This is a genomic window from Nonomuraea sediminis, from assembly GCF_018531495.1.
In the GTDB taxonomy this organism is placed as follows: Bacteria; Actinomycetota; Actinomycetes; order Streptosporangiales; family Streptosporangiaceae; genus Nonomuraea; species Nonomuraea sediminis.
Map to the genome: position 1 here is coordinate 965,677 of NZ_JAHDTI010000002.1, position 20,801 is coordinate 986,477.

The window sequence follows — 20,801 nt, forward strand, 5'->3', positions numbered from 1 at the left end:
TTCAGGTCTGGTTCAGGTGGGGTACGGCGCGGGCTCGACGTCCAGCTCACGCATGCGCTCGGCGTACAGGTGGTAGCGCCTGCGCGCGTCGCCGCGCCGCCCCGCCAGGTCCAGCACCCGGATCAGCCCGAGATGGGCGCGCTCGTCGTACCGGTCACGCTCGAGCAGCCGCAGCCAGTACCGGGCCGCCTCGTCATGGCTCCCGCTCTCCTGCTGCGCCACCGCCAGCCGAGCGGTCGCCTGCACGTAGGCCAGCCTGGCCTGCTCGCGCAGCCCCACCGCCCAGTCCGCGTACGGGTCCTCCTCGCAGAACTCCCCGCCGTAGGAGGCCTCCGCCTCGGCCCACACCCGCAACGCCTCCACGGTACGGCCGGCCTGATCCGACCGGGTCGCCGCCCCCACCAGATCCAGGAAGCGCTCGACGTCGACGTCCACGTGGGACAGGTCCAGGCGCAGCGCGCCCTCGTCGGAGACCACGATGTCGTCGGCGGGACGCGTGTGCGCCGGATCGAGCACCGCGCGCAGCGTGGAGACCATCACGTTCAGCCGCTTGAGCCCGACCGGCTCGTCCTGCTGGTCCGGCCAGAGGATCTCGACCAGGCGCTCCCTGCTGACCGGCCTGCCCCTGCGGCTGACCAGGATCTTCAGCAGGTCGCGCGCCTTGCGCGACTGCCAGGCGGTGCGCGCCACCGGCGTCGAGCCCCGCAGGACGCGGAACGTCCCCATCGTCTCCACGCTCACCCTGACCGCCGAGGCCGGCACGGCCCTGCTGATCAGCAGGTCGATGCGGTCGTCCAGGGCGCGGCAGCCGATCGCGTGCATGCGCGCCCTGACGTCCTCGGCCACCGCCGCCCCGGCCGCGGGATCCGACAGCCCGGCCCTGACCAGCTCGGCCCTTGCCTGCCCGATCGGATCGCCGAGCGCCGTCCACCGGCGCACCGCCTCGTCGGCCCTGACCGGGTCGCCGTCCAGCTCGGCCCTGAGCTCGGCCACGGTCGCCAGGCCCGCGTGGTCGCGGCGCTGCTCGGCGATCGGCTCGACCTCGCCGAGCAGGGCGCCCGCCTCGTCGCGGCGGCCCGCGGCCAGCGCGAGCCTGGCGGCGACCAGGCGAGCGTTCACCCCGGCGATGCCCTCGGCGTGCTTGAGCGCCCGGGCCGCGACCCTGGACGCCTCGGCGGGATCCTCGGTCGCCAGCAGGCCCGCCAGCTCGTTGAGCGCGTTCGACAGCTCCTGGACCTCGCCGGACTCGGCCGCGTCCGCGATGATCCGCCGGTAGATCGCGATCGCCGCCAGCCGGTCGCCGCGCAGCGCGTGCACGTCGGCCAGCCGGATGAGGCCGTAGCCGACGAAGCGCGAACCCATCGCCTCCCACCTGGCCACCGCGTCGGCGGCGTCGATCGCCGCCTCCTCCAGCCTGCCGAGGCCGATCAGCGCCTTGGCCCTGTTGGACACCGTCAGCGCCGCGTACGGGGCGAAGGCCACCAGGTCGGCGAGCCGGTTGGCGATCTCCACCTCGGCCAGCGCCTCCTCGTAGGCGCCCTCGTCCAGGTGGCGTGAGGCCCGGTTGGCCCGGATCCTGATGAGCTGGACCACGTCACCGGCCCGCTCGGCGTACTCCAGCGCCCTGACGTAGTGGGCGTCGTTGGCGCGCCTGTCACCGTCAAGCGCGGCCAGCATCGCCAGCACGGTGTTGGCCGCCGCCAGCGCGCCCGGGTCGCCCAGGGCTCCGGCCCGCTCGAGTGCCCTGTCCGCCAGCTCCGCGCAGCCCGCCCGGTCACCTTTCAGCCAGAGCACGGAGGCCGCCGACGCCGCGCACGTGGCCGCGTCCGCGGGCGGCATGCCGTACTCCATGCCTCTGAGGTACAGGGACATGGCCGAGTCGAGGTCGCCGCGCAGGTGGTCGATGAGGGCCAGGCGGCGGGCGGCGAACGCGTCGAAGGCGGGGCCGTCGGCGACCTGGGCGAGCAGCTCGCGGGCGCGGTTCCAGTCGCCGCGGTTCTGCTCGGCGATGCCCTCGAGACGCAGCATCGCCGGCGACCGCCTGACCGCGTCCGGCAGCAGGTCCAGCGCGGCCACCAGGTCGTCGCCGCGCTCGGCCAGGCGCGGGCCGTGGCCCGCCAGCAGGGAGCCCACCAGGTCGGTGTGGGCGGTGGCGACCGCGGCCCGCAGCGCCAGCTCGGGCTGGTCGTGCTCGGCGTACCAGCGGGCGGCGACCGCGGCCACGTCGTGCGCCTCGTGCCGGTCCAGCGGGGCGTGCCTGGACAGCACGTGGCGGCTGGTGCTGGTGAGGCGGTGGCCGTCCTGGTCGGCCTCCAGGAACAGGCCGCGGGCGACCAGCGCGGACAGCGTGTCGGGCGGGGCGCCGAGCGTGGCGGCCAGCTCCTCGGTCAGGACGGGCAGCACCGTCGCGGCCCGCAGCAGGTCCCGCATCGCCGCGGGCAGGTCGCGGTAGGCCGACAGGGTCAGCTCCTCCAGCGTGGCGGAGGTGGCGGCCAGGCCTGCCGCCGTGGCGTTCCAGGCGGCGGGATCGGTCCTGCTGAGCGCGTCGACGGCGGCCTGGACCGCGGCGGGCCAGCCCGCGCAGGCCGTGTGCAGGGTGGCGGCGATCGCCGATCCTGCCTCGCCGAGCCGCTCGCGCGCCCAGGCGGCGGTCTCCTGCTCGGTCAGCGCCAGGTCCGTGGCGTCCAGGTCGAGGACCTCGTGATCCTGGCGCAGCCGCGCGGTGGGGAACGGCAGCGGCGCCCGCGAGGCGGTCACCAGGTGCAGGTGCCGCGGCGCGGCCCTGACCAGGGTCTCCACGTACCGCACCGACCCGGCCGCGCCGGTGATGGCGTCGATGCCGTCGAAGACCAGCACCAGCCCGCGCCGCAACCTCCCGGACAGCGCCTCGGCCAGCCCGCCCGCCAGCGCGGCCGCCCTGGCCAGCTCGTCGGTGTCGGGACCGAGCGGCGACTCGGCGGCCGCCACCAGCTCGTTCGGCAGCCCGGAGACCGCGTCCGACAGCGCGGCCGCCACCGCTCCCGCGAGCGTGGGCAGGTCGCGGTCAGCGGGTCCTAACCGGTGCAGCACGCCGCCGACGGCGCGGCTCCAGCCGTCCAGCGCTATCGACTTTCCGTAACCGGTCGTGGCGACGAGAGTAGTGAGCCTGTGCGTCAGTGCCCCGTCGAGCCGCCGGTCGAGGGCGGGACGGGGTTGCACCCACCCTCGTTCCACGCACGCATGCTACGCCGCGGTTCGCGGGCGACTCCAGAGTTCGCAAAGTGCCACCTCCCGGTAACCGAACCGTAGGAGCACTATGGTCGGGTACCTCTTCAAGGAGGGCGCCGTGGATGAAGACCTGCCCGGCGGAGCGAGGGTGGTCGTCGGTGTGGACGAGACCCCTGCCTCGCGCTGGGCCCTGGCTTGGGCCATCGGGACGGCGCGGCTGCGCCACATGCCCATCGTCGCCGTACACGTGAGCAGGGCGCCCATACATCCCTTCCCCGAGGCGCTGCCCGTGCAGCACGCCATCAGGCAGGGGGAGGAGGCGCGCTGCACCGAGGTGGTCACCGCGGCCTTCGAGGACGTGGCGGGCGGGGTGCCCTGGGACCTGACCACGGCCATCGTGGGCCGCGTGGGTGATCCCGGCTACCACCTGGTCGACCTGGCCAGGGAGGGCGATCTGCTGGTGCTGGGCAGGAGCCGGCGCGGCTTCCTCAGCCGGTTGCTGCTGCCCTCGACCAGCATGTACTGCGCCCGGTACGCCAAGACCACGGTCGTCATCGTCCAGCAGCCCTCCCCGCCGGACGACGCCCAGTTATCAGCCGAGTGGACCCGCCGGTTCTGGCATTTCTGATCATTCGAAGCCGGTGTGCGAGTGCCTGGCGACCTCGATGATCCGCGACCGGGTGTCGTCCCATGTAACGTGCTTGGATGCTCCATGGCTGCCGTTGACCTCCGGCGGGGAAGATCGTCCCATGTGAAGAGTCTCGTCATCGGCCTGGCGGCCACCGTCTTCTCCGCCACTCCCGCCTCCGACCCCACCGTGAACCTCCGTAAGCAGTTCGTGTCCGGGCAGGGTGTCTCCGTCAAGGAGTCCGCCCGTACCCGCGTCAAGGGCATCAAGGGCGACTTCTTCGTCAAAACCACCGGCGCCATCGGCTTCACCTCGAAGGGCGCCCCCAAGTACGACCTGGTCTCGAACTACACCTCGGCCTTCAAGAACGCCCAGACCGAACCCATCCACGCGATCAAGCTCGGCGGCGACACCTACGTGAACGGCTTCACGTGGCGCAAGCTGCACACCGACAAGCCCTGGATCCGGTTCCGCGCCCCGCGGTCATGGGGCGAGACCGGCCAGCGCGGCGAGCAGCTCATCGACGTACTGAACCCGAAGTTCCTGAGGATCGTGATCGATGAATCCACCAAGGTCGAACGGGGCGTCTACCGAGGTGTCCTGGACCGCCAGACCCTTCAGGAGGACCTGCAACTGAGCGCCTCCCCACCCAAGATCTCCGTCAAGCTCTACCTCGACAGCGGTCTGCCCACCCGCCTGATCACCGCCTACCGGGACCGTTCCAGCGGCCCGAACCGCAAAGGCAAAAGCGTCATCCGCACCAGCAGGATCAGAGTCGACACCCGCTACACCGACTGGGGCACCGACGTCACCGTCGACCCTCCACCCAAAGGCGACGTAGCCCACTTCAAGCTCCCGTCCAAGCCCAAGGAAACGTCGAAGAAACACCGCCGTGGGTTGCATGGCGGGCATGATTCTTGAGAACGATCTCGGCAGGCGCGCGTTCCTTCAGGCCGCGGCGGTACTTCCCGCGCTCGGTTACCTGAGTCCTGACTCCGGCGAGGATCCCGACCAGCTGTTCAAGGCGGGCAGGTTCACCGAGGCGGAGCGGGGCTATCGGCGCCTCCTGCACGAGGATCCGCAGCACGCGAACGCTCAGCTGGGCTACCTCGCGCTGCTGTCCAACCGGTTCGCCGAGGCCGAGAGATACCTGTCCAAAGCCGTCGCGCTGCAGCCGGGTGACGTCGTCTCGGCCCAGCGGCTCGCCGAGTGCTTCGTACGGCAGGACCGGCTCGACCGCGCGACACCCCTGCTCCGGAGCACGGACCGCCCTCGCGACAAGGCCTTCGCCGACCAGTATTCGCACATCAGCGGCACACCCTGGCAGGTGTACGGCGCGCAGAGCACCCGCGTGCCCTTCTTCACCCTCGACCCGGTACCCAGCGTCGAGGCCTCGGTGAACGGGGGAGAGGCAGGCAAGTTCCTACTCGACACCTACGCCACGCTCGACCTGTCGCAGGAGGTGGCGGATCAGGCCGGACTGCGCGCCGTGGCCACCCTGTCGGGCGTGGTCGACACGCACCCGGTCACGCTCTATCTGGGCGTCCTGGACTCCTTCAAGATCGGGAACATCGAGATCCGCAACCTCCCGGTGCAGTGGAACGACGCCCAGCGCCCGCCCCTCCCCGACGGCTCGCAACCGGCGGGCGCCTTCGGGACGACGCTCTTCTACCACTTCCTCACCACGATGGACTACGCCGGCAAGGCCCTCATCCTGCGGCGCAAGACCGCACCGCGCGCGCTCGCGAGATCCACCAGGCTCCCGCTGTGGCTGGCCGGAGACCACTTCCCGTGCACGATGGGCAGCCTCGGCGACTACGGCCCGCGAATGGTCACCGTCGACACCGGCGGCATAGGCAGCGCCCTGGACACCACCGTGGAGATCGCCGAACGGGTCGGCTTCACGGTGGACTACGACCATCCGAGCGAGCGCTTCGGAAACAAGATCTATCCGGTCACGGCCGACCGCATCAGCCTGGGCCGCGCGGTCAGACACAACCTGCTCGGCCACGCCGCAGAAAAGGTCTTCCCCGGCCTCCCGGGTCCCGGGCAGTCGGCACAGTTCGGCTTCGACCTGATCGCCAACTTCACCCACGAGTTCTTCAAGCCCTACGCCATCACCTTCGACTACACCACCATGCACCTCCACATCACCGGCGCCTAAGCACACTCCCGCGCACCGGAAGTGGGCTCGGCCGCCACCGCCCATCGCCAAAGCCCCTGACGTACTCTCGCTCCATGATCGACGCACGCTCCGTCATCGAAAGCACGGACTGGTCTGGCCTTCACCATGCGTACGGCGATGCTTCGGACGCGCCTGACGCGTTGCTGGCTCTCTTGAGCGAGGACCCGGAAAGCTGTGGTGAGGCTCTTGGCTATCTCGATGCGGCCGTGCTGCACCAAGGTTCGATCTACCCCGTCACCGCACCGGCGGCAAGGTTCATCGCCGGCATCCTCGGCGATGAGCGCACGCTGGTGCTCTGCGAGAGTGCCCTACCTTGGGACGACCGCGAACGACCGTTACGAGCCGCGCTGCTGGAGTGGCTGGGTTCCGTCGCCGAATCAGTCTCCTTTTGGGATGACGAAGACGACGAAGAGCCCGAAGAAGACGAGGACGAGGACGCGCACTCGGTCGCGGCGTGCAGGGCAATCCTGCGCGACCTATACTCCGCCGTCCTCCCTTTCCTGGACGACCAGGACAGCACCGTGCGCCAGGCAGCGGTCGGCGCGATGGGGCACCTCATGCTCGCGCCGGAACTCGCCGAGTTCCGAGGCGAACAAGCCGAACGGATGGAACGCCTGGCCCACCACTCCTCCGTCGCCGAGCGGGCCGCAGCTGCGCTGACCCTGGGAAATTGGGATCTTGCGCCCCAAGCATTTCTTAACGATCCGGACCCGTCGGTTCGTGCGGCGGCCGCACTCGCGCCCGCGCTGGATGAGGACCCGGCTGCGCTGGCTGAGATCCGCCATGCGTTGACCGATCCCGCCGCAGCGGACGACTGGTTTCATGAGCATGTTCCGCAGATGGAGGGGAAGTTCAGGTTCGCGCTGATCGCAGCGCTCTTGCGCCGTACCCGCGATATCGGCGAGATCCTGCCGGAGGCACTGGCCGTGGCTCGGATGACGAACGCGTACACGGTCGAGAGCGACTGGGGCCCGCTGTTGAAGCGCGCCTTCCCTGAGCCCTACATCTCGGGCACACCACTGACCACAGCACAGCGGCAGTTCCTGTCCGCGATCGTGGCCAACGACGAATGCTGGGGCAACATCGCAAACCCGATCCTCTGGTTCAGAGAAGCCGGTCTCCCCCACGAGCGTGCATCCTTGCGGGCACTGGTATCCAAGGCATAAGGGTGGAATCGCTGATGGTGTCGTCCCACAGTGGGGCGTCCATCATCAGCGAGGGAGGGGCTTGGCCGCCGGTGTCGAGGTAGTCGATGGTTCCGGCTGACAGTTCGATCTGCTTCATGCTCCGGTATCTCCGACCCGTCGGGAATCGGCCGGTGCAGGGTCGAGTAGATGCTTGCGCAGGAACGCCAGTTGAGCCTCGACGGCGTCCTGATGCCCGGCCAGGAACGGCTCGTAGTGCCCGCCGGGCAGCTGAACCAGCTCGCCGCGCGGTGCGCGACGGGCTGCGTCGATACCGGGCTGGGCCAGGACCGACTGGTCCTGCTCGCAGACCATCACCAGCAGCGGGCACGACACGCGCGAGGCATCGAGGCCGGGCCGGTAGAGCCCCATCCCGAACACGGAGCGAGCAGCGATCTCCTGCAGCCACTCCGGATAGGCGTTGCCCGGGTTGAGGGCGCTGTCACCCTGGAGCCCATCGGGCGTGGACAACAGCGCCACGGTGCCCGGCTCGCCGGCCAGCGGTATCAGAAGTGGCGGTCGGCCGAACAGACCTCCGACAGCGTCGGCGGCCGCCCGGCCGAACAGACGCATCAACGTGCCAGGCTTCTGATGGCTCATTGCTTTGGGCCCGGCCTGGCGCGCGTCGGCGTTCGGAGTTTGCGCGATCGCGGCCGCCACCTGCGAGTTACGTGCCGCGACCCGCAGCACGTGACCACCTGACAGAGAAAAACCCCAGATCGCCAGCCGCGCCGGATCCACATCCGGCAGCGTTTCGGCGTACGCGATCGCGGCCTGCCAGTCGGCAACCTGGTCCTTGATCCGTACAACCTGGCGCGGCAGTCCGCCGCTCTCCCCCAGCCGCCGGTAATCGAATGCCAAGACGGTGAACCCGGCGGCGTGGAACGGGGCCGCGAACGGGTCGGTGCCCGGCTCCTTGGTCACCCCGCCACCCCCGGCCATGATCACGCACGCGCCGTTGGTCCCCGGGTAGTGCCAGGCGGCACACTCGGCGTCGCCGCTGACGAAGCGGACCTTCTCCCGTGTCGCGGATACCTGCATGTCGGCCTCCTGGAGTTGAGGATCATTCCACTCCAAGAAGTGAACCACGTGGTTCGCAAATGTGTCCAGAGGGTCCTTCGCGCGACGGTGCACGCCTACCGGTCGGCGGCCTCTTCGCGCTCCACTGCCCGCACCAGCGCCTCCAGCCCGGCGGTGACGCCTGCGGCGTCCCCGGTGATCAGCCGCTCCAGCAGGAAACCGCGTAGTGTCGCCAGGATCATCTCGGCGACCTCGAGCCTGCGCCGCTGCGACCACTCCGGCGGGCACTGCGTCTGCAGGAAGGGCAGATACTGCTGCGACGCCTCGCGGCCGAGCCCGGCATAACGCTCCGGGTGATACATCGCCAATCCCATGGCCTGGTCCAGCGCCCGGGACAGACCCGACTCCTCCTCCACCAGAATGCGCCACATCACACGCACCCCGCCCGCCAGACCAGAACCCGCACTTCCCTCGGCGATCGCGGCCAACGCATGGCCGACGCGCCGTTCCCGCAGCTTGAACACCGCCTGCGTCAGCAGATCCTCAACACTCTCGAAGTGATAGAGCAGTACCTTGTGCGTGGTGCCGGCGGCCCGCGCGGCACGCCGCAGCGAGAAATCCGCCAACCCGTTGACCGCCAGATCCTCAGCGACCCGATCAAGCAGCTCCCGGCGCCTGACCTCACCACGCGGAGACCCAGCCGATCGCCGATACCCTGCCCGTTCCGAGGCTTCGGCGCTGTCAGCAGAGGCATTCACATCAACAACCCGCTTCTCGGTAGACACCCCCATAGTGAACCGAGCGGTTCGCAGAGTGTCCACTCATGACCCCATAGCCCCTCAGCGCGCTCCTTCAAGGTTCCCCGCGGGGGTCGAGCGGTTGGTGTGTGGTCAGGCCGGGCGCTGTTCTTCGTTTCGTGTTCTTGCTTGGCCGTGTCGGCGGTAGCGGCCGGGCGCGGTTCCATACTCCCGTTTGAAGGCGTTGGCGAAGGCGAACTCGGAGGTGTAGCCGGTCTGGGCGGCTACCTGGCCGAGTGGGGTGTCGGATGCGTGCAGCAGTCGTGCGGCGGTCGTCATACGCCACCAGGTCAGGTAGGTCAGGGGTGGTTGGCCGATCATGGTGGTGAAGCGTTTGGAGAATGCGGCGCGTGACAGCCCTGCTTCTGCGGCCAGGGTCGCGACGGTCCAGTGGTGAGCCGGGTCGCGATGGATGGCGTGAAGCGCGGCGCTGATCGCCGAATCGGCCAGCGCCGCCGCCCATCCGGTATCGATACTGCGCTTTGGGTGCTCGTCGAACCAGGCTCGCAGGATGTAGTGGACCAGCGTGTCGAGCAGGGCCGGCACGATCGTGTCGGTGCCGAGCCGAGGGTGGTCGAGCTCGCCGGCGAGCAGGTCAACGGCGGCACGCAGTTCGGCGCGGTTTCCGAGGCGGGCGGGCATGTGGACCATGTCGGGCAGGTCGTGAAGGAGCGGGTGGGCCCGGGTGGGGTCGAGTTGGTATCCGCCGCAGAGTGTCACCGTGGGGGTGCCGTGCAGGGGCTGGCCGATGGACGCTGAGGCGTGGAGGTCGGCGTCGTCGAGCGGGTCGCAGTCGGGTTCGGCCAGTGGGGTGGTCGGGCTATCGGCCAGGCCGTATCCGTGCCCGTGGGGGAAGAAGACCACGTCGCCGACGCCCAGCGCGATGGGCACGCCGCCGTCTGGCGGGGTCAGCCAGCACGAGCCCTGGAGGATCATCTGAAATCCCGCCGAGCCGAGGGCGGAGGGGAAGCGCTGGCCCCAGGGGGCATGCCATTGAACGCGCGCTGAACGGGGTCGGCCGGTACGCATGATGGCGATCACATCGCTGAGCACGTCCATGTTGAGAGTCTATCTACGGGGACGGATGAAGACGATTGCATATAAAACAACGACTTTGACGCATAGGAAATCTGTCCTCGCGTTCCTACGGTTCATCACAGGGACAAAATGATCGAACCGGTGGCCACGAAGTCAGGCCGCCGCATCTTGGGAAGAGGAACTGCTGATGAATAGGCGGGGCAGGATCTTGGTCACGGGCGCGACCGGCAGAGTGGGCCGGCAGGTCGTGGCTCAACTGATGGATGCGGGAGCCGAGGTTCGGGCATTGGCCCGTGATCCCCACGCGGCGAGGCTGCGGGCCGACATCGAGGTCATGCGCGGCGACCTCACCCAACCGCACACTCTGCACGCCCCTTTGGACGGGGTCGACGCGGTGTTCCTGGTATGGCCCTTCGCTACGGCCGAGGGGATGTCCGCTGTGCTGGACGTGGTCGCCGAACACGCTCGCCGAGTGGTCTACCTGTCCTCGGCGGCGGTACGCGACCATGAACAGCGAGCCGAGCAGTTGATCGAGCAGACCGGGGTTGAGTGGACGTTCCTGCGGCCACACGTCTTCGCGGCCAACGCTTTGCGGTGGGCGGCGCAGGTCCGCGCCGCAGGCGCGGTGCACGGCCCCTACGGAGCGGCCGCCATGGCCCCGATCCACCAGCACGACATCGCCGCCGTCGCGGTGCAGGCGCTCACCGGCAACGGACACGGTGGCGCGATCTATGAGCTGACCGGCCCCCAGACCTTGTCCCAGTCCGACCAGGTACGCATCATCGGTGAAGTGATCGACCGCCCGGTGCACTGGATCGAGACACCTGCGGAGGTCGAAAGACAGCAGATGCTCGAACTCGGCTGGCCAGGCGCTGCCGTGGACGGCATTCTCCACGCCCAGGCCGAGCTGGTGACCAAGCCCGGGCCAATCACCTCCACGGTAGAGCAGGCCACCGGGACGCCCGCCCGCACGTTCCGCGAGTGGGTGATCGACCACTCCAGCGCTTTCCGCGACACCTGAGAGCCGCACGCATCCACGAGTACGGCGGCACCGACGTCATCCGCTACGAAGAGGTACCGCTACCCGTGCCCTACCTGGACCAGACCGAAGCCTCGGACGCTCGTCGCCCTGGCCCTGGCTGCCCTTCGCGACCTCGGCGCGGGCGAGGGGCTAGTGTTCGCCACCAGCTCGGGTCGCCCGATCGAACCCCGGAACTTCAACCGGAGCTTCACCCGAGCCTGCCAAAGGGCGGAGGTCCGCCGCTCCACGCAACCCGAAGGACCTGCGCCTCGCTGCTGGTCGCCCTCGACGTCCATCCCCGCGTGGCTATGCAGATCCTCCGCCACAGCCAGATCGCCGTGACCATGAACGTCTACAGCGAGGTCACCACGGAGGAGACCCGTAAGGCGCTCAAGAAGCTCGGGTAAGGGGCGGTTGCTGTAAAAAGCAGCTGTACAAAGATCGAAAAGCCCACTTCCTGATCAAGGAAGTGGGCTTTTACCTGTGGTGGAGCCTAGGAGATTCGAACTCCTGACCCCCTGCATGCAAGAACCGCGGGAGGTGTCGGATCATGGCCATGGCCTGGCGAGGCGGCGATCGTTCGTCCGCTGCTGTCGTCTTGTGTCGGTCCCCATTGTGGTCAGGTCTGGTGGTCAACAGTCCGGCGCTTGGGACAACTGGAACCGGGAGCCTACGACCAGGGAATGATCTCTGACCCCATGATGGGCCCGAATCTTGGCCCCTTGCGTCTCCAGCGTTTACTGGCTTGGTCTATCGCCTGGGCTGAATGATCTAATAGTATCCAGCCATACTCGTCCTCTTGAGTTTCCTTTTGTCGCATCCGAAGGTGAGTAATTGAAGCGCATAAAAAACAAGTTACTCATCGGCTCGCTCATATTTTCGATTGCATCATTGGGCCTTGCCGCATTTGCGACATATCGAGTAGCGCACCCATTACTTCCGGCTGTCTATAGCGAGTGTGAGTCGCCGGTCGATCGAGGAAGTTGCGCCAAGGCGATGAGTGATTTCGAGAAATGCGAATCACGAACCTCGGGGCAGTGGGGAGAATTCAATTGCAAGGTCGCTGTAGATATTCGTGATTCCTGTAGATTTCGGCTCTCAACAGCTAATGAGTCCGCCTGTCGGATGGTTGCGGCTGATCACTTGCGTTGTCTAGGCGATGGTCACGGGGGGCTAGCATGCTACAAGATTGAGATCGGCTTCATTGAATGCTTAGCGAAGCCGGGTTCGGAGGTTTCTGCATGCAAGGCGCAAAGGATCGTTGCCTTCGATTGCCTCAAGCCCGGTAAATATGATCATCCTGAATGCAAGGAAGCCCTCAAGCCAGATTTTTGGGATGACGATGAGTGGCCCATGCATCTCCTGCGAAGTGGCGCGTGAGGTCAGTCCGTGGAGGGTGTACCGTTTTGACGAATCGTTGCGGTGGCGCAGGATCTGATGGGGAAGATCGGTCAGGGGAACAATAGACTTGATCATCGGTGAGGCCCGTGGGCCTCACCGCGCGTGGCGTGGCCGTGTCCCCCTGTGTGATCTTCGTGGGTCCCATCTGATCCGGCTCCGCAACGATTCGGTAAGGCGGTGCGCCCGGAGCGGGATGGCCTCCGACGTGCGGTGCTCGGCCACCGGCGGGCGTTACGACGCGCGTTCGTGCGGACCGATGCGCGGGTGCGGCCTTGCGCGGTGCCGGTGTGCGTCGCCCCCAAGGCGTAAGCGCGGCCGGCGACCGCGCCCACGCGGCCAGAACTGCCGCGCGCCCGGTCATCCGCGCGCCTCGCGTGCGCTTCGATGCCCTCGGCGGAGACTGGCCGGACCATGATCTGATCTTCACGACCAGGACGGGCGTCCGATCGAACCCCGAAACCTGCACCGCTCGTTCAAGCGGATCTGCCAGGACAACCACCTACGGACGATCACCGTCCATCACCTGCGGCACACGGTGGCCTCGCTGCTGAAGGAGCTCGGCGTCCCGGCCCGTGACACTCAAATGATCCTCGGCCACAGTCGGATCACGGTCCCTCAAGAGATCTACACGCACGTAGACGAAGAGGCACGACGTGAAGCGCTGGGCAAGATGAACGACCTGTTCAAACTGCCGGAAGACTGACTCGTTGTGGTCAACGTTGGTGGTCGAACGCCCCGAACCAAGATCGGTCCGGGGCGTTCATTGAGGTGGAGCCTAGGAGATTCGAACTCCTGACCCCCTGCATGCAAGGCAGGTGCTCTGCCAACTGAGCTAAGGCCCCAATCACCGCACCACAGCTTACCGGGCCGTGGCGGGTATCTGGTGCGTGCCCAGCTCCTCTCCCATGATCAGATCAGGGAACTCGGTGATCGAGTTGATGAGGTGGGTGGCACCGCCCTTCAGTAGGCGCTCGCGGCTGTGGGCGCCGGTGAGGACGCCGGCCACGATGGACGCGCCCGCCCGTCGGCCCGTGAGCATGTCGCTCTCGGCGTCGCCGATGACCGCGACCTGGCGCACGTCCTCGATCTGGAGCCGGAGCACCGAGTGGAGGACCATGTCGGGCCAGGGACGGCCACGTCCGGCGGCGTCTTCGGGGCACAGGGCGAGGTCGATCTTCTCGTCCCAGCCGAGCACGCTGAGCACCCGGCTCAAGGTCGCACGGCTGAAACCGGTGATCACCGAGAGCTTGATCCCCGAGCCGCGCAGTTTGTCGAGGACTTCCACGACCCCGGGCACGGGTACGAGACCCGCCCGCTCAAGCGCCCCCTCGTAAGCACGCTCGAACGTCAGGTTGGCCGCCTGGGCCTGGGCCTCGTTGCCGGGGAAGATCCCGCGGAAGACCTCGATCTTGGGGCAGCCCCGGGACCGGTGCACGTGAACCATGGCACGCGCATAGGCCCCGGTGCCCGGGACTATGCCCTGAGTGGCGATCGCCTCGGCGAACGCGCGTTCGACCGTGGCGATGTCACCGATCGTTGTGCCGGCGAGGTCCAGGCACGCCAGCTTGATGGGGACGACAACGTCACTCATCGCCTCGCCAGGTCGGCTAGTTCTCGCTGCCGGTGGCCTCGGTCCAGAGGTCGAGCTCGGCGCGGTCGGCCTGCACCTTACGCCAGATCAGCAGCCCCCCAAGGGCGATCAGCGCCAGAACGATCAGCTTCTTCATCGTGTGACCCCACTTCTTCGACGGTCTCACCCGCCGGGGTGAGACCCAACGGTTGACAAGCAGCCTAGCAAGGGTTGGCCGTGGTCCCCCTGTTGCGCGCTATCCGGATATGTCGAATCTGCGGATAAGGCACGCGTGAGACTCATGAGTTTGACAAACCCCCTAGGGGTATGACACGTTCTGCGCCGTCCGCAGATACCTCTAGGGGGTATAGAGAGATGGAAACGTCAAGAAGGTGGTGGGCACTGCTCGTGCTCGCCGCCGCGCAGTTCATGGTGATCATGGACACCTCGATCATCGGGGTGGCGCTCCCCGACATGCAGCGCGAGCTCGGGTTCACCCAGAGCGGCCTGCAGTGGGTCTTCAACGCCTACGTGATCGCTTTCGGCGGCCTGCTGCTGCTCGGCGGCCGGCTGTCCGACCTGATCGGCGCCCGCAAGGTGTTCACCTCGGGATGGGTGATCCTCATCGCGGGCTCGGTGGTGGCCGCCGCCGCGAGCACGGCCTGGGTCGAGGTGCTCGGCCGCGCCGTACAGGGCGTGGGCGGGGCGCTCATCGCGCCCGCGGCGATGACGCTGCTCATGATGCTCTTCGGCGACAAGCCGCAGGAACTGGGCAAGGCGATGTCGCTGTACGGCGCGGCCGCCCCGGCAGGCGGCACGGCGGGAGTCTTTCTCGGCGGCGTGATCACCGAATATCTGAGCTGGCCGTGGGTGTTCATCGTGTACATCCCCATCGGCGTGGCGACCTTGGCGGCCACCCGGCTGCTGCCCGCGGTGAAGGGCAGGCGCGGCTCGGTCGACGTGGTCGGCGCGATCTCCGTCACGGCGGGCCTGGCCCTTGCGGTGTACGCGATCGTGGCGGCGAACTGGATCGCCGGGATCGCCGGCGTGGCGCTGCTGGCGCTCTTCCTGATCGTGCAGCGCGTCGTCAAGCAGCCGCTGATGCCGCTGTCGATCTGGCGCACCCCGGGCCTGGCCACCGCGAACCTGGCGATGGGCCTGCTCGGCGCGGCCTGGATCCCCATGTGGTACTTCCTGAACCTTTACCTCCAGCAGTCGCTCGGCTTCGGCGCGTTCGCCAGTGGGGCGGCACTGCTACCGATGACGGTCGCCGTTATGGTGTTCATGGTCGGCATCACGGCACGGCTGCTGGCCAGGTTCGGGGCCAAGCCGCTCATCGTGATCGGGCTGGCCGTGCTGGCGGCGGGCGTGCTGGGGCTGTCGTTCGCCAGGCCGGACGGCGCGTTCGCCAGTGACGTGCTGCCCGCCAGCCTGGTGGCCGCGGTCGGGATGTCGCTGGCCTACATCCCGGCGATGATGTCGGCCATGTCCGGCGCAAAGCCGGAGGAGGCAGGACTGGCCTCCGGCATCGTCAACACGACCTATCAGGTGGGCTCCGCGCTCGGCCTGGCCGTGATGACGGCGCTCGCCGTGGCCCAGCAGCAGAGCGTGGCCTTCGTGGGCGCGGCGATCGTGGCCGCGGTGGGCGCGGTGGCGTCCCTGGCGCTGCTCAGGCGGCCCGCCGTACAGGAAAAAGAAGCACTGAACGTGTAGCACCGAAATACCCTAGGGGGGTACGGTGTTAGTATCGTCAGGTAGAGCGAACCGAGGAGATGGACATGAGCACCGCCACCTACACCGTCAAGGGCATGACCTGCGGACACTGCGTCAGCTCGGTGAAGGAAGAGGTCAGCGAGGTCGAGGGCGTCACCTCCGTCGAGGTGGACCTGGCCAGCGGCAAGCTGACGGTTGGCAGTGACAGCCCGATCGACCAGGCGGAGATCAGCGCCGCGGTCGAGGAGGCCGGATACGAACTGGTGGCCACGGCATGAACACCGCGGCCAGGCTCGGGCTCTACGTGGCAGGTCTGGCCGTGGTCTTCGGTGGAGCGTTGGGGGTCGGCAGCGCAGTCGGCGACGTCGCCCCCGCGCCCACCACGAGCATGGCCGACCACCAGTCGATGAACACGAACACAGCGAAGAGCGATACCCCCGGGGGGCTCCAAGTGTCGCAGAGCGGCTACACCCTCAACCCGCTGACCGCCATCGAGGCGGGTCAGCCCACAGATTTCAAGTTCACCGTGACGGGCCCCGACGGCAGGCCGGTGACCGCCTACGAGGTCGAACACGACAAGAAGCTCCACTTCATCGTGGCCTCGCGTGACCTGACCCTATTCCAGCACGTGCACCCCGAGATGACCCCCGACGGCGTCTGGTCGGTCAAGCTGACGCTGCCCGAGGCGGGCGCCTACCGCGCCTTCGCCGACTTCACCCCCACCGGCGGCAGCGGGCTGACGCTCGGCGCCGACCTGCAGGTCGCCGGCGACTTCCAGCCCAAGCCGCTGCCCCAGGCCGGCCGTACGGCAAGCGTCGACGGCTACACCGTCACCCTCGACGGGGACCTGGTTCCCGGCAAGGCCAGTAAGCTCACGCTGAGCGTCAGCAAGGACGGCAAGCCGGTCACGGACCTGCAGCCCTACCTGGGCGCCTACGGCCACCTGGTGGCGCTGCGCGCAGGCGACCTGGCCTACCTGCACGTCCACCCCGAGGAGAGCAAGACCGCCGGCCCCGGCATCACGTTCTACGCCGAGGTCCCCAGCCGCGGCGACTACCGGCTGTTCCTCGACTTCAAGCACGGCGACACGGTCCGCACCGCCGCCTTCACCGCACACGCCGACGGCACCGCCCCCGCGGCGCCCGAGACCGACAGCGCCGCCCCGCACGGCCACTGACCCGAGAAAGGAGAGGTGAGATGTCTTCCCTCACCGATGTCGAACTCTCGATCGGTGGCATGACGTGCGCATCCTGCGCCAACCGGATCGAGCGCAAGCTCAACAAGCTCGAGGGCGTGACGGCGACCGTCAACTACGCCACGGAGAAGGCGAAGGTCACCTTTCCCGAGGGCATCGACCCGCAGGAGCTGATCGCCACGGTGGAGTCGGCCGGATACACCGCCGCTCTGCCGCGGCCTCCGGCCGCGGACAACGCTCCCGCCGAGGAAGAGGACGAGCTCCGCCCGCTGCGCAACCGGCTGATCACCGCGGTGGTCCTGGCCGTGCCCGTGATCGCGATGGCGATGATCCCGCCGTTGCAGTTCACGAACTGGCAGTGGCTGTCGCTGACGCTGGCCGCCCCCGTGGTGGTCTACGCCGGCTGGCCGTTCCACCGGGCCGCCTGGACCAACCTGCGGCACGGCGCGGCGACCATGGACACGCTGATCTCCATCGGCACGCTGGCCGCCCTGGGCTGGTCGCTGTGGGCGCTGTTCTTCGGTACGGCAGGCACCCCCGGCATGACCCACCCCTTCGAGCTGTCGATCTCCCGCACCGACGGCTCGGGCAACATCTACCTGGAGGCCGCCGCGGGCGTGACGGCGTTCATCCTGGCCGGGCGGTACTTCGAGTCCCGCTCCAAGCGCCGGGCCGGCGCCGCCCTGCGGGCGCTGCTCGAGCTGGGCGCCAAGGACGTCGAGCTGGCCGACGGCCGCCGGGTCCCGACCGACCAGCTGAAGGTGGGCGACAGGTTCGTCGTCCGCCCTGGCGAGAAGATCGCCACGGACGGCGTGATCGAGGAGGGCACCTCGGCGGTTGACGCCTCGATGCTCACCGGCGAGTCCGTGCCCGTCGAGGTCGGACCGGGCGACGGCGTGACCGGCGCGACGGTCAACGCGGGCGGCCGGCTCATCATCCGGGCCACCCGGGTGGGCGCCGATACGCAGCTGGCCCAGATGGCCAAGCTGGTGGAGGAGGCCCAGACCGGCAAGGCGCAGGTGCAGCGGCTGGCCGACCGGATCTCCGGGGTGTTCGTGCCGATCGTGATCGCCCTGGCCGTGGGCACGCTGGGCTTCTGGCTCGGCACCGGCGGCGGCGCGGGGGCGGCCTTCACGGCGGCGGTAGCCGTACTGATCATCGCCTGCCCGTGCGCGCTGGGGCTGGCGACGCCGACGGCGCTGCTGGTGGGCACCGGCAGGGGCGCCCAGCTGGGCATCCTGATCAAGGGGCCCGAGGTGCTTGAGTCCACCCGCAAGGTCGACACGATCGTGCTGGACAAGACCGGCACGGTCACCGAGGGCAGGATGACGCTCATCGACGTGCACCTGGCCGAGGGGGAGTCCAAGGAGGAGGTCCTGCGGCTGGCGGGGGCGCTCGAGCACGCCTCCGAGCACCCGATCGCGCAGGCCGTCGCCAAGGCGGCGCGGTCCGAGGCCAAGGTCGAGGACTTCGCCAACGTCGAGGGACTGGGCGTGCAGGGCATCGTCGACGGCCACGCCGTCCTGGTCGGGCGGCCGCGGCTGCTGGAGGAGTGGTCGCAGCACCTGCCGGAAGACCTGCGGGATGCTCTCGAGAGCGAGCAGAACAAGGGCCGTACCGCGGTCGCGGTCGGCTGGGACGGCAAGGCCCGCGCGGTCCTCGTGGTCGCCGACGTGGTCAAGCCGACCAGCAAGGAGGCCATCCAGCAGCTGCGCGCCCTGGGCCTGACCCCGGTGCTGCTGACGGGCGACAACGAGGCCGTGGCCAGGACCGTGGCCGCCGAGGTCGGGATCGATGAGGTGATCGCCGAGGTGCTGCCCGCCGACAAGGTGGAGGCGGTCAAGAAGCTGCAGGCGGAGGGCAAGGTCGTCGCGATGGTCGGCGACGGCGTCAACGACGCGGCCGCGCTCGCCCAGGCCGACCTGGGGCTGGCCATGGGTACGGGCACCGACGCGGCCATCGAGGCCTCCGACCTCACGCTGGTCCGCGGCGACCTGCGGGTCGCGGCCGACGCGCTGCGGCTGTCGCGCAGGACGCTGAAGACGATCAAGGGCAACCTGTTCTGGGCCTTCGCCTACAACGTGGCCGCCCTGCCGCTGGCCGCGCTCGGCCTGCTCAACCCGATGATCGCGGGTGCGGCGATGGCGTTCTCAAGCGTTTTCGTGGTCAGCAACAGCCTGCGGCTGCGGGCCTTCAAGTAGCCGGGTCCGCTCCGCCCATCTGACGGCCGGCGCCATGACGGCGCCGGCCGTCACGAATATCACGCCCACGATCAGCCAGCCGGCCGCTCCCCAGCCGATGATCAGAGTGGTCAGTACGGCGGGGCCGAGCATCCTGGCCATGGCCGGTGCGATCCCGAAGAACCCCTGGTACTGGCCCTGCTTGTCGGCCGGGGCGAGCCCGAACCCGATCTCCCACGAGCCGGACGACAGCAGCATCTCGCCCGCCACCTGGAGCCCGCCCGCCACCAGCAGGAAGAGCCAGGCCCACGCGCCGAACCCGGACAGGGCGAACACCGCGCACGCGGCCAGCATGATCAATCCCGCCAGCCGTACGGACCTGGTCGCGTCGGCCAGCCCCTTCACCCGCCGCGCGACGCGCACCTGCAGGAGCAGGACACTGACGGTGTTGAGCACGAGCAGCGCGGAGACCAGCCAGGTCGGCGCGGTGGTGCGCTGCGCGATCCAGAGCGGCACGACCAGGCTCAGCAGCGGCATGTAGAGCAGCATCACGGTGTTGATCAGCGTCACCACCGCGTACGGCCTGTCCCTGAGTACGGCCAGCCGCGGGCCGTGGGTCCGCGTGACCGCCGCGACGGCCGGCAGCCGGGACAGGACCAGGGCGGCGGCCAGGAAGCTGACGGCGTCCACCGCGAACACCGCGAGGTAGGCCTCCCTGGTGCCCAGGTGCAGGGCGAGACCACCGAGGGCGGCGCCGATCGCCAGCCCGCCGTTGCGGGTGGACTGGAGCACCGCCCGGACGCCGGTGCGTTCCTCGGGTGCCACGAGTCCGGCCAGCAGTGCCTGGCGGGCCGCCGACTGGCCGGTCTGGGCCGTGCCGTACAGGCAGGCGGCCAGGACGAACAGTGCGAAGGACCTGACGAACAGGAACGAGGCAACGCCGACGGCGGTCGCGGCCGCCAGGGTGATCGCGACGCCGCGCGGGCCGCGACGGTCGGCCAGGTGGCCGAGCGGAACCCCCGCGACCGCTCCGACGGCCCAGCCGAGCGTCAGCCCGAACCCGATCTCGGGGGCCGACAGGCCCACGATCCTGGCGAAGTACAGCGCGGAGGTGACCAGGAAGGCACCGTCACCGATCGAGTTGGCCAGCTCCGCGGCCGTCAGGTTCCTTCGCGTGGTCATTTGTACGACTCGGGGGTCATCCGGGTGGGCACGGCGATCCTGTTCCAGGCGTTGATCGTGGCGATGGCCACGACCAGCGTGGCGAGCTCCTGCTCGGAGAAGTGTTCGGAGGCCTGGGCCCACACCTCGTCGGTCACGTCGTCGGTGGTCAGCTTGGTGGCCGCTTCCGTCAAAGCAAGCGCGGACCGCTCCTTGTCGGTGAAGAAGGGGGCCTCCTGCCACACCGTCAGCGCGTGCAGCCTGTTGTCGGCCTCACCGGCCTCCTTCAGGTCGGCGCTGTGCATGTCCACGCAGTACACGCAGCCGTTGAGCTGGCTGGCGCGCAGGCGGACCAGGTCGAGCAGGCCCTTGGGCAGGGTGCTCTGGGTGGCGAAGCGGTCCAGGGCGGCCATCGCGCGGTATGCCTCGGGGACGAGCTTTCCGATTTCCATTCGCTGAGTCATGACGCCAGGCTATGGGTGGATTTGTCATATTGTAAGC

General features: G+C 68.7%; 18 protein-coding genes, 1 tRNA gene and 1 pseudogene. 10 read left to right on the forward strand and 10 right to left on the reverse strand.

Going from position 1 to position 20,801, the window contains the following annotated elements; translation table 11 throughout:
* Positions 1–12: 12 nt before the first annotated feature.
* Positions 13–3,213, reverse strand: coding sequence for an AfsR/SARP family transcriptional regulator (locus tag KIK09_RS59985; RefSeq protein WP_214319186.1), 3,201 nt, complete (start codon positions 3,211–3,213; stop codon positions 13–15).
* A 112-nt stretch (positions 3,214–3,325) separates the two neighbouring features.
* Here KIK09_RS59985 and KIK09_RS12650 point away from each other — a divergent pair, with 112 nt between their 5' ends.
* Positions 3,326–3,835 carry a universal stress protein gene (locus KIK09_RS12650; protein WP_214319188.1) on the forward strand — a complete coding sequence of 170 codons (510 nt, stop codon included), beginning with the start codon at positions 3,326–3,328 and terminating at the stop codon, positions 3,833–3,835.
* Here KIK09_RS12650 and KIK09_RS59090 read toward each other — a convergent pair whose 3' ends face one another.
* Positions 3,836–3,958, reverse strand: coding sequence for a hypothetical protein (locus tag KIK09_RS59090; RefSeq protein WP_275956086.1), 123 nt, complete (start codon positions 3,956–3,958; stop codon positions 3,836–3,838).
* On the opposite strand from KIK09_RS59090, the gene KIK09_RS12655 reads away from it, so the two are divergent.
* The 3 genes from KIK09_RS12655 to KIK09_RS12665 all read left to right on the forward strand — a co-directional run bounded on the left by KIK09_RS12655 (position 3,959) and on the right by KIK09_RS12665 (position 7,186).
* Positions 3,959–4,756 (forward strand): hypothetical protein, encoded by a 798-nt coding sequence (locus KIK09_RS12655; protein ID WP_214319190.1) that lies wholly within the window; start codon positions 3,959–3,961, stop codon positions 4,754–4,756.
* The gene (locus KIK09_RS12660) at positions 4,746–5,999 is read left to right on the forward strand and encodes a tetratricopeptide repeat protein (RefSeq protein ID WP_214319192.1); all 1,254 of its coding nucleotides are present in this window, start codon (positions 4,746–4,748) and stop codon (positions 5,997–5,999) included. Before KIK09_RS12655 ends, KIK09_RS12660 begins: the two co-directional genes overlap by 11 nt.
* A 74-nt stretch (positions 6,000–6,073) precedes the next feature.
* Positions 6,074–7,186 (forward strand): HEAT repeat domain-containing protein, encoded by a 1,113-nt coding sequence (locus KIK09_RS12665; protein ID WP_214319194.1) that lies wholly within the window; start codon positions 6,074–6,076, stop codon positions 7,184–7,186.
* Between the two features lie 114 nt (positions 7,187–7,300).
* Here the strand turns inward: KIK09_RS12665 and KIK09_RS12670 are convergent, their stop codons facing one another.
* The 3 genes from KIK09_RS12670 to KIK09_RS12680 all read right to left on the reverse strand — a co-directional run bounded on the left by KIK09_RS12670 (position 7,301) and on the right by KIK09_RS12680 (position 10,080).
* The gene (locus tag KIK09_RS12670) at positions 7,301–8,245 is read right to left on the reverse strand and encodes an alpha/beta hydrolase (protein ID WP_214319196.1); all 945 of its coding nucleotides are present in this window, start codon (positions 8,243–8,245) and stop codon (positions 7,301–7,303) included.
* 95 nt (positions 8,246–8,340) lie between these two features.
* Positions 8,341–9,009 carry a TetR/AcrR family transcriptional regulator gene (locus KIK09_RS12675; RefSeq protein ID WP_214319198.1) on the reverse strand — a complete coding sequence of 223 codons (669 nt, stop codon included), beginning with the start codon at positions 9,007–9,009 and terminating at the stop codon, positions 8,341–8,343.
* Between the two features lie 105 nt (positions 9,010–9,114).
* Positions 9,115–10,080: an AraC family transcriptional regulator gene (locus KIK09_RS12680; RefSeq protein ID WP_214319199.1), complete on the reverse strand. Its 966-nt coding sequence runs from the start codon at positions 10,078–10,080 to the stop codon at positions 9,115–9,117.
* Positions 10,081–10,246: 166 nt separating this feature from the next.
* Here KIK09_RS12680 and KIK09_RS12685 point away from each other — a divergent pair, with 166 nt between their 5' ends.
* Positions 10,247–11,080: an SDR family oxidoreductase gene (locus tag KIK09_RS12685; RefSeq protein ID WP_214319201.1), complete on the forward strand. Its 834-nt coding sequence runs from the start codon at positions 10,247–10,249 to the stop codon at positions 11,078–11,080.
* A 1,843-nt stretch (positions 11,081–12,923) separates the two neighbouring features.
* Positions 12,924–13,184: pseudogene (locus KIK09_RS12690) on the forward strand (tyrosine-type recombinase/integrase); the annotation flags it as partial.
* 66 nt (positions 13,185–13,250) lie between these two features.
* On the opposite strand, the gene KIK09_RS12695 reads toward KIK09_RS12690, so the two are convergent.
* From KIK09_RS12695 to KIK09_RS12705, 3 genes are all read right to left on the reverse strand, one after another.
* Positions 13,251–13,323 (reverse strand) — tRNA-Ala (locus KIK09_RS12695).
* Positions 13,324–13,340: 17 nt separating this feature from the next.
* Positions 13,341–14,072: an HAD family hydrolase gene (locus tag KIK09_RS12700; protein WP_214319203.1), complete on the reverse strand. Its 732-nt coding sequence runs from the start codon at positions 14,070–14,072 to the stop codon at positions 13,341–13,343.
* A gap of 16 nt (positions 14,073–14,088) precedes the next feature.
* Positions 14,089–14,208: a DLW-39 family protein gene (locus tag KIK09_RS12705; protein WP_214319204.1), complete on the reverse strand. Its 120-nt coding sequence runs from the start codon at positions 14,206–14,208 to the stop codon at positions 14,089–14,091.
* A 218-nt stretch (positions 14,209–14,426) separates the two neighbouring features.
* Here KIK09_RS12705 and KIK09_RS12710 point away from each other — a divergent pair, with 218 nt between their 5' ends.
* The 4 genes from KIK09_RS12710 (at position 14,427) to KIK09_RS12725 (ending at position 19,160) form a co-directional block, all read left to right on the forward strand.
* A complete protein-coding gene (locus tag KIK09_RS12710) occupies positions 14,427–15,764 on the forward strand; it encodes an MFS transporter (protein ID WP_214319206.1) in 1,338 nt (445 codons plus the stop codon).
* A 65-nt stretch (positions 15,765–15,829) separates the two neighbouring features.
* The gene (locus KIK09_RS12715; protein WP_214319208.1) at positions 15,830–16,042 is read left to right on the forward strand and encodes a heavy-metal-associated domain-containing protein; all 213 of its coding nucleotides are present in this window, start codon (positions 15,830–15,832) and stop codon (positions 16,040–16,042) included.
* Entirely contained in the window at positions 16,039–16,941 is a 903-nt protein-coding gene (locus tag KIK09_RS12720; protein WP_214319212.1) for a DUF8832 domain-containing protein, read from the forward strand. The genes KIK09_RS12715 and KIK09_RS12720 overlap by 4 nt, the downstream gene beginning before the upstream one ends.
* Before the next feature lie 20 nt (positions 16,942–16,961).
* Entirely contained in the window at positions 16,962–19,160 is a 2,199-nt protein-coding gene (locus KIK09_RS12725; RefSeq protein ID WP_214319213.1) for a heavy metal translocating P-type ATPase, read from the forward strand.
* Here the strand turns inward: KIK09_RS12725 and KIK09_RS12730 are convergent.
* Positions 19,110–20,321 (reverse strand): MFS transporter, encoded by a 1,212-nt coding sequence (locus KIK09_RS12730; RefSeq protein WP_214319214.1) that lies wholly within the window; start codon positions 20,319–20,321, stop codon positions 19,110–19,112. The genes KIK09_RS12725 and KIK09_RS12730 overlap by 51 nt on opposite strands.
* The gene (locus KIK09_RS12735; RefSeq protein ID WP_214319216.1) at positions 20,318–20,764 is read right to left on the reverse strand and encodes a carboxymuconolactone decarboxylase family protein; all 447 of its coding nucleotides are present in this window, start codon (positions 20,762–20,764) and stop codon (positions 20,318–20,320) included. Before KIK09_RS12735 ends, KIK09_RS12730 begins: the two co-directional genes overlap by 4 nt.
* Positions 20,765–20,801 lie beyond the last annotated feature (37 nt).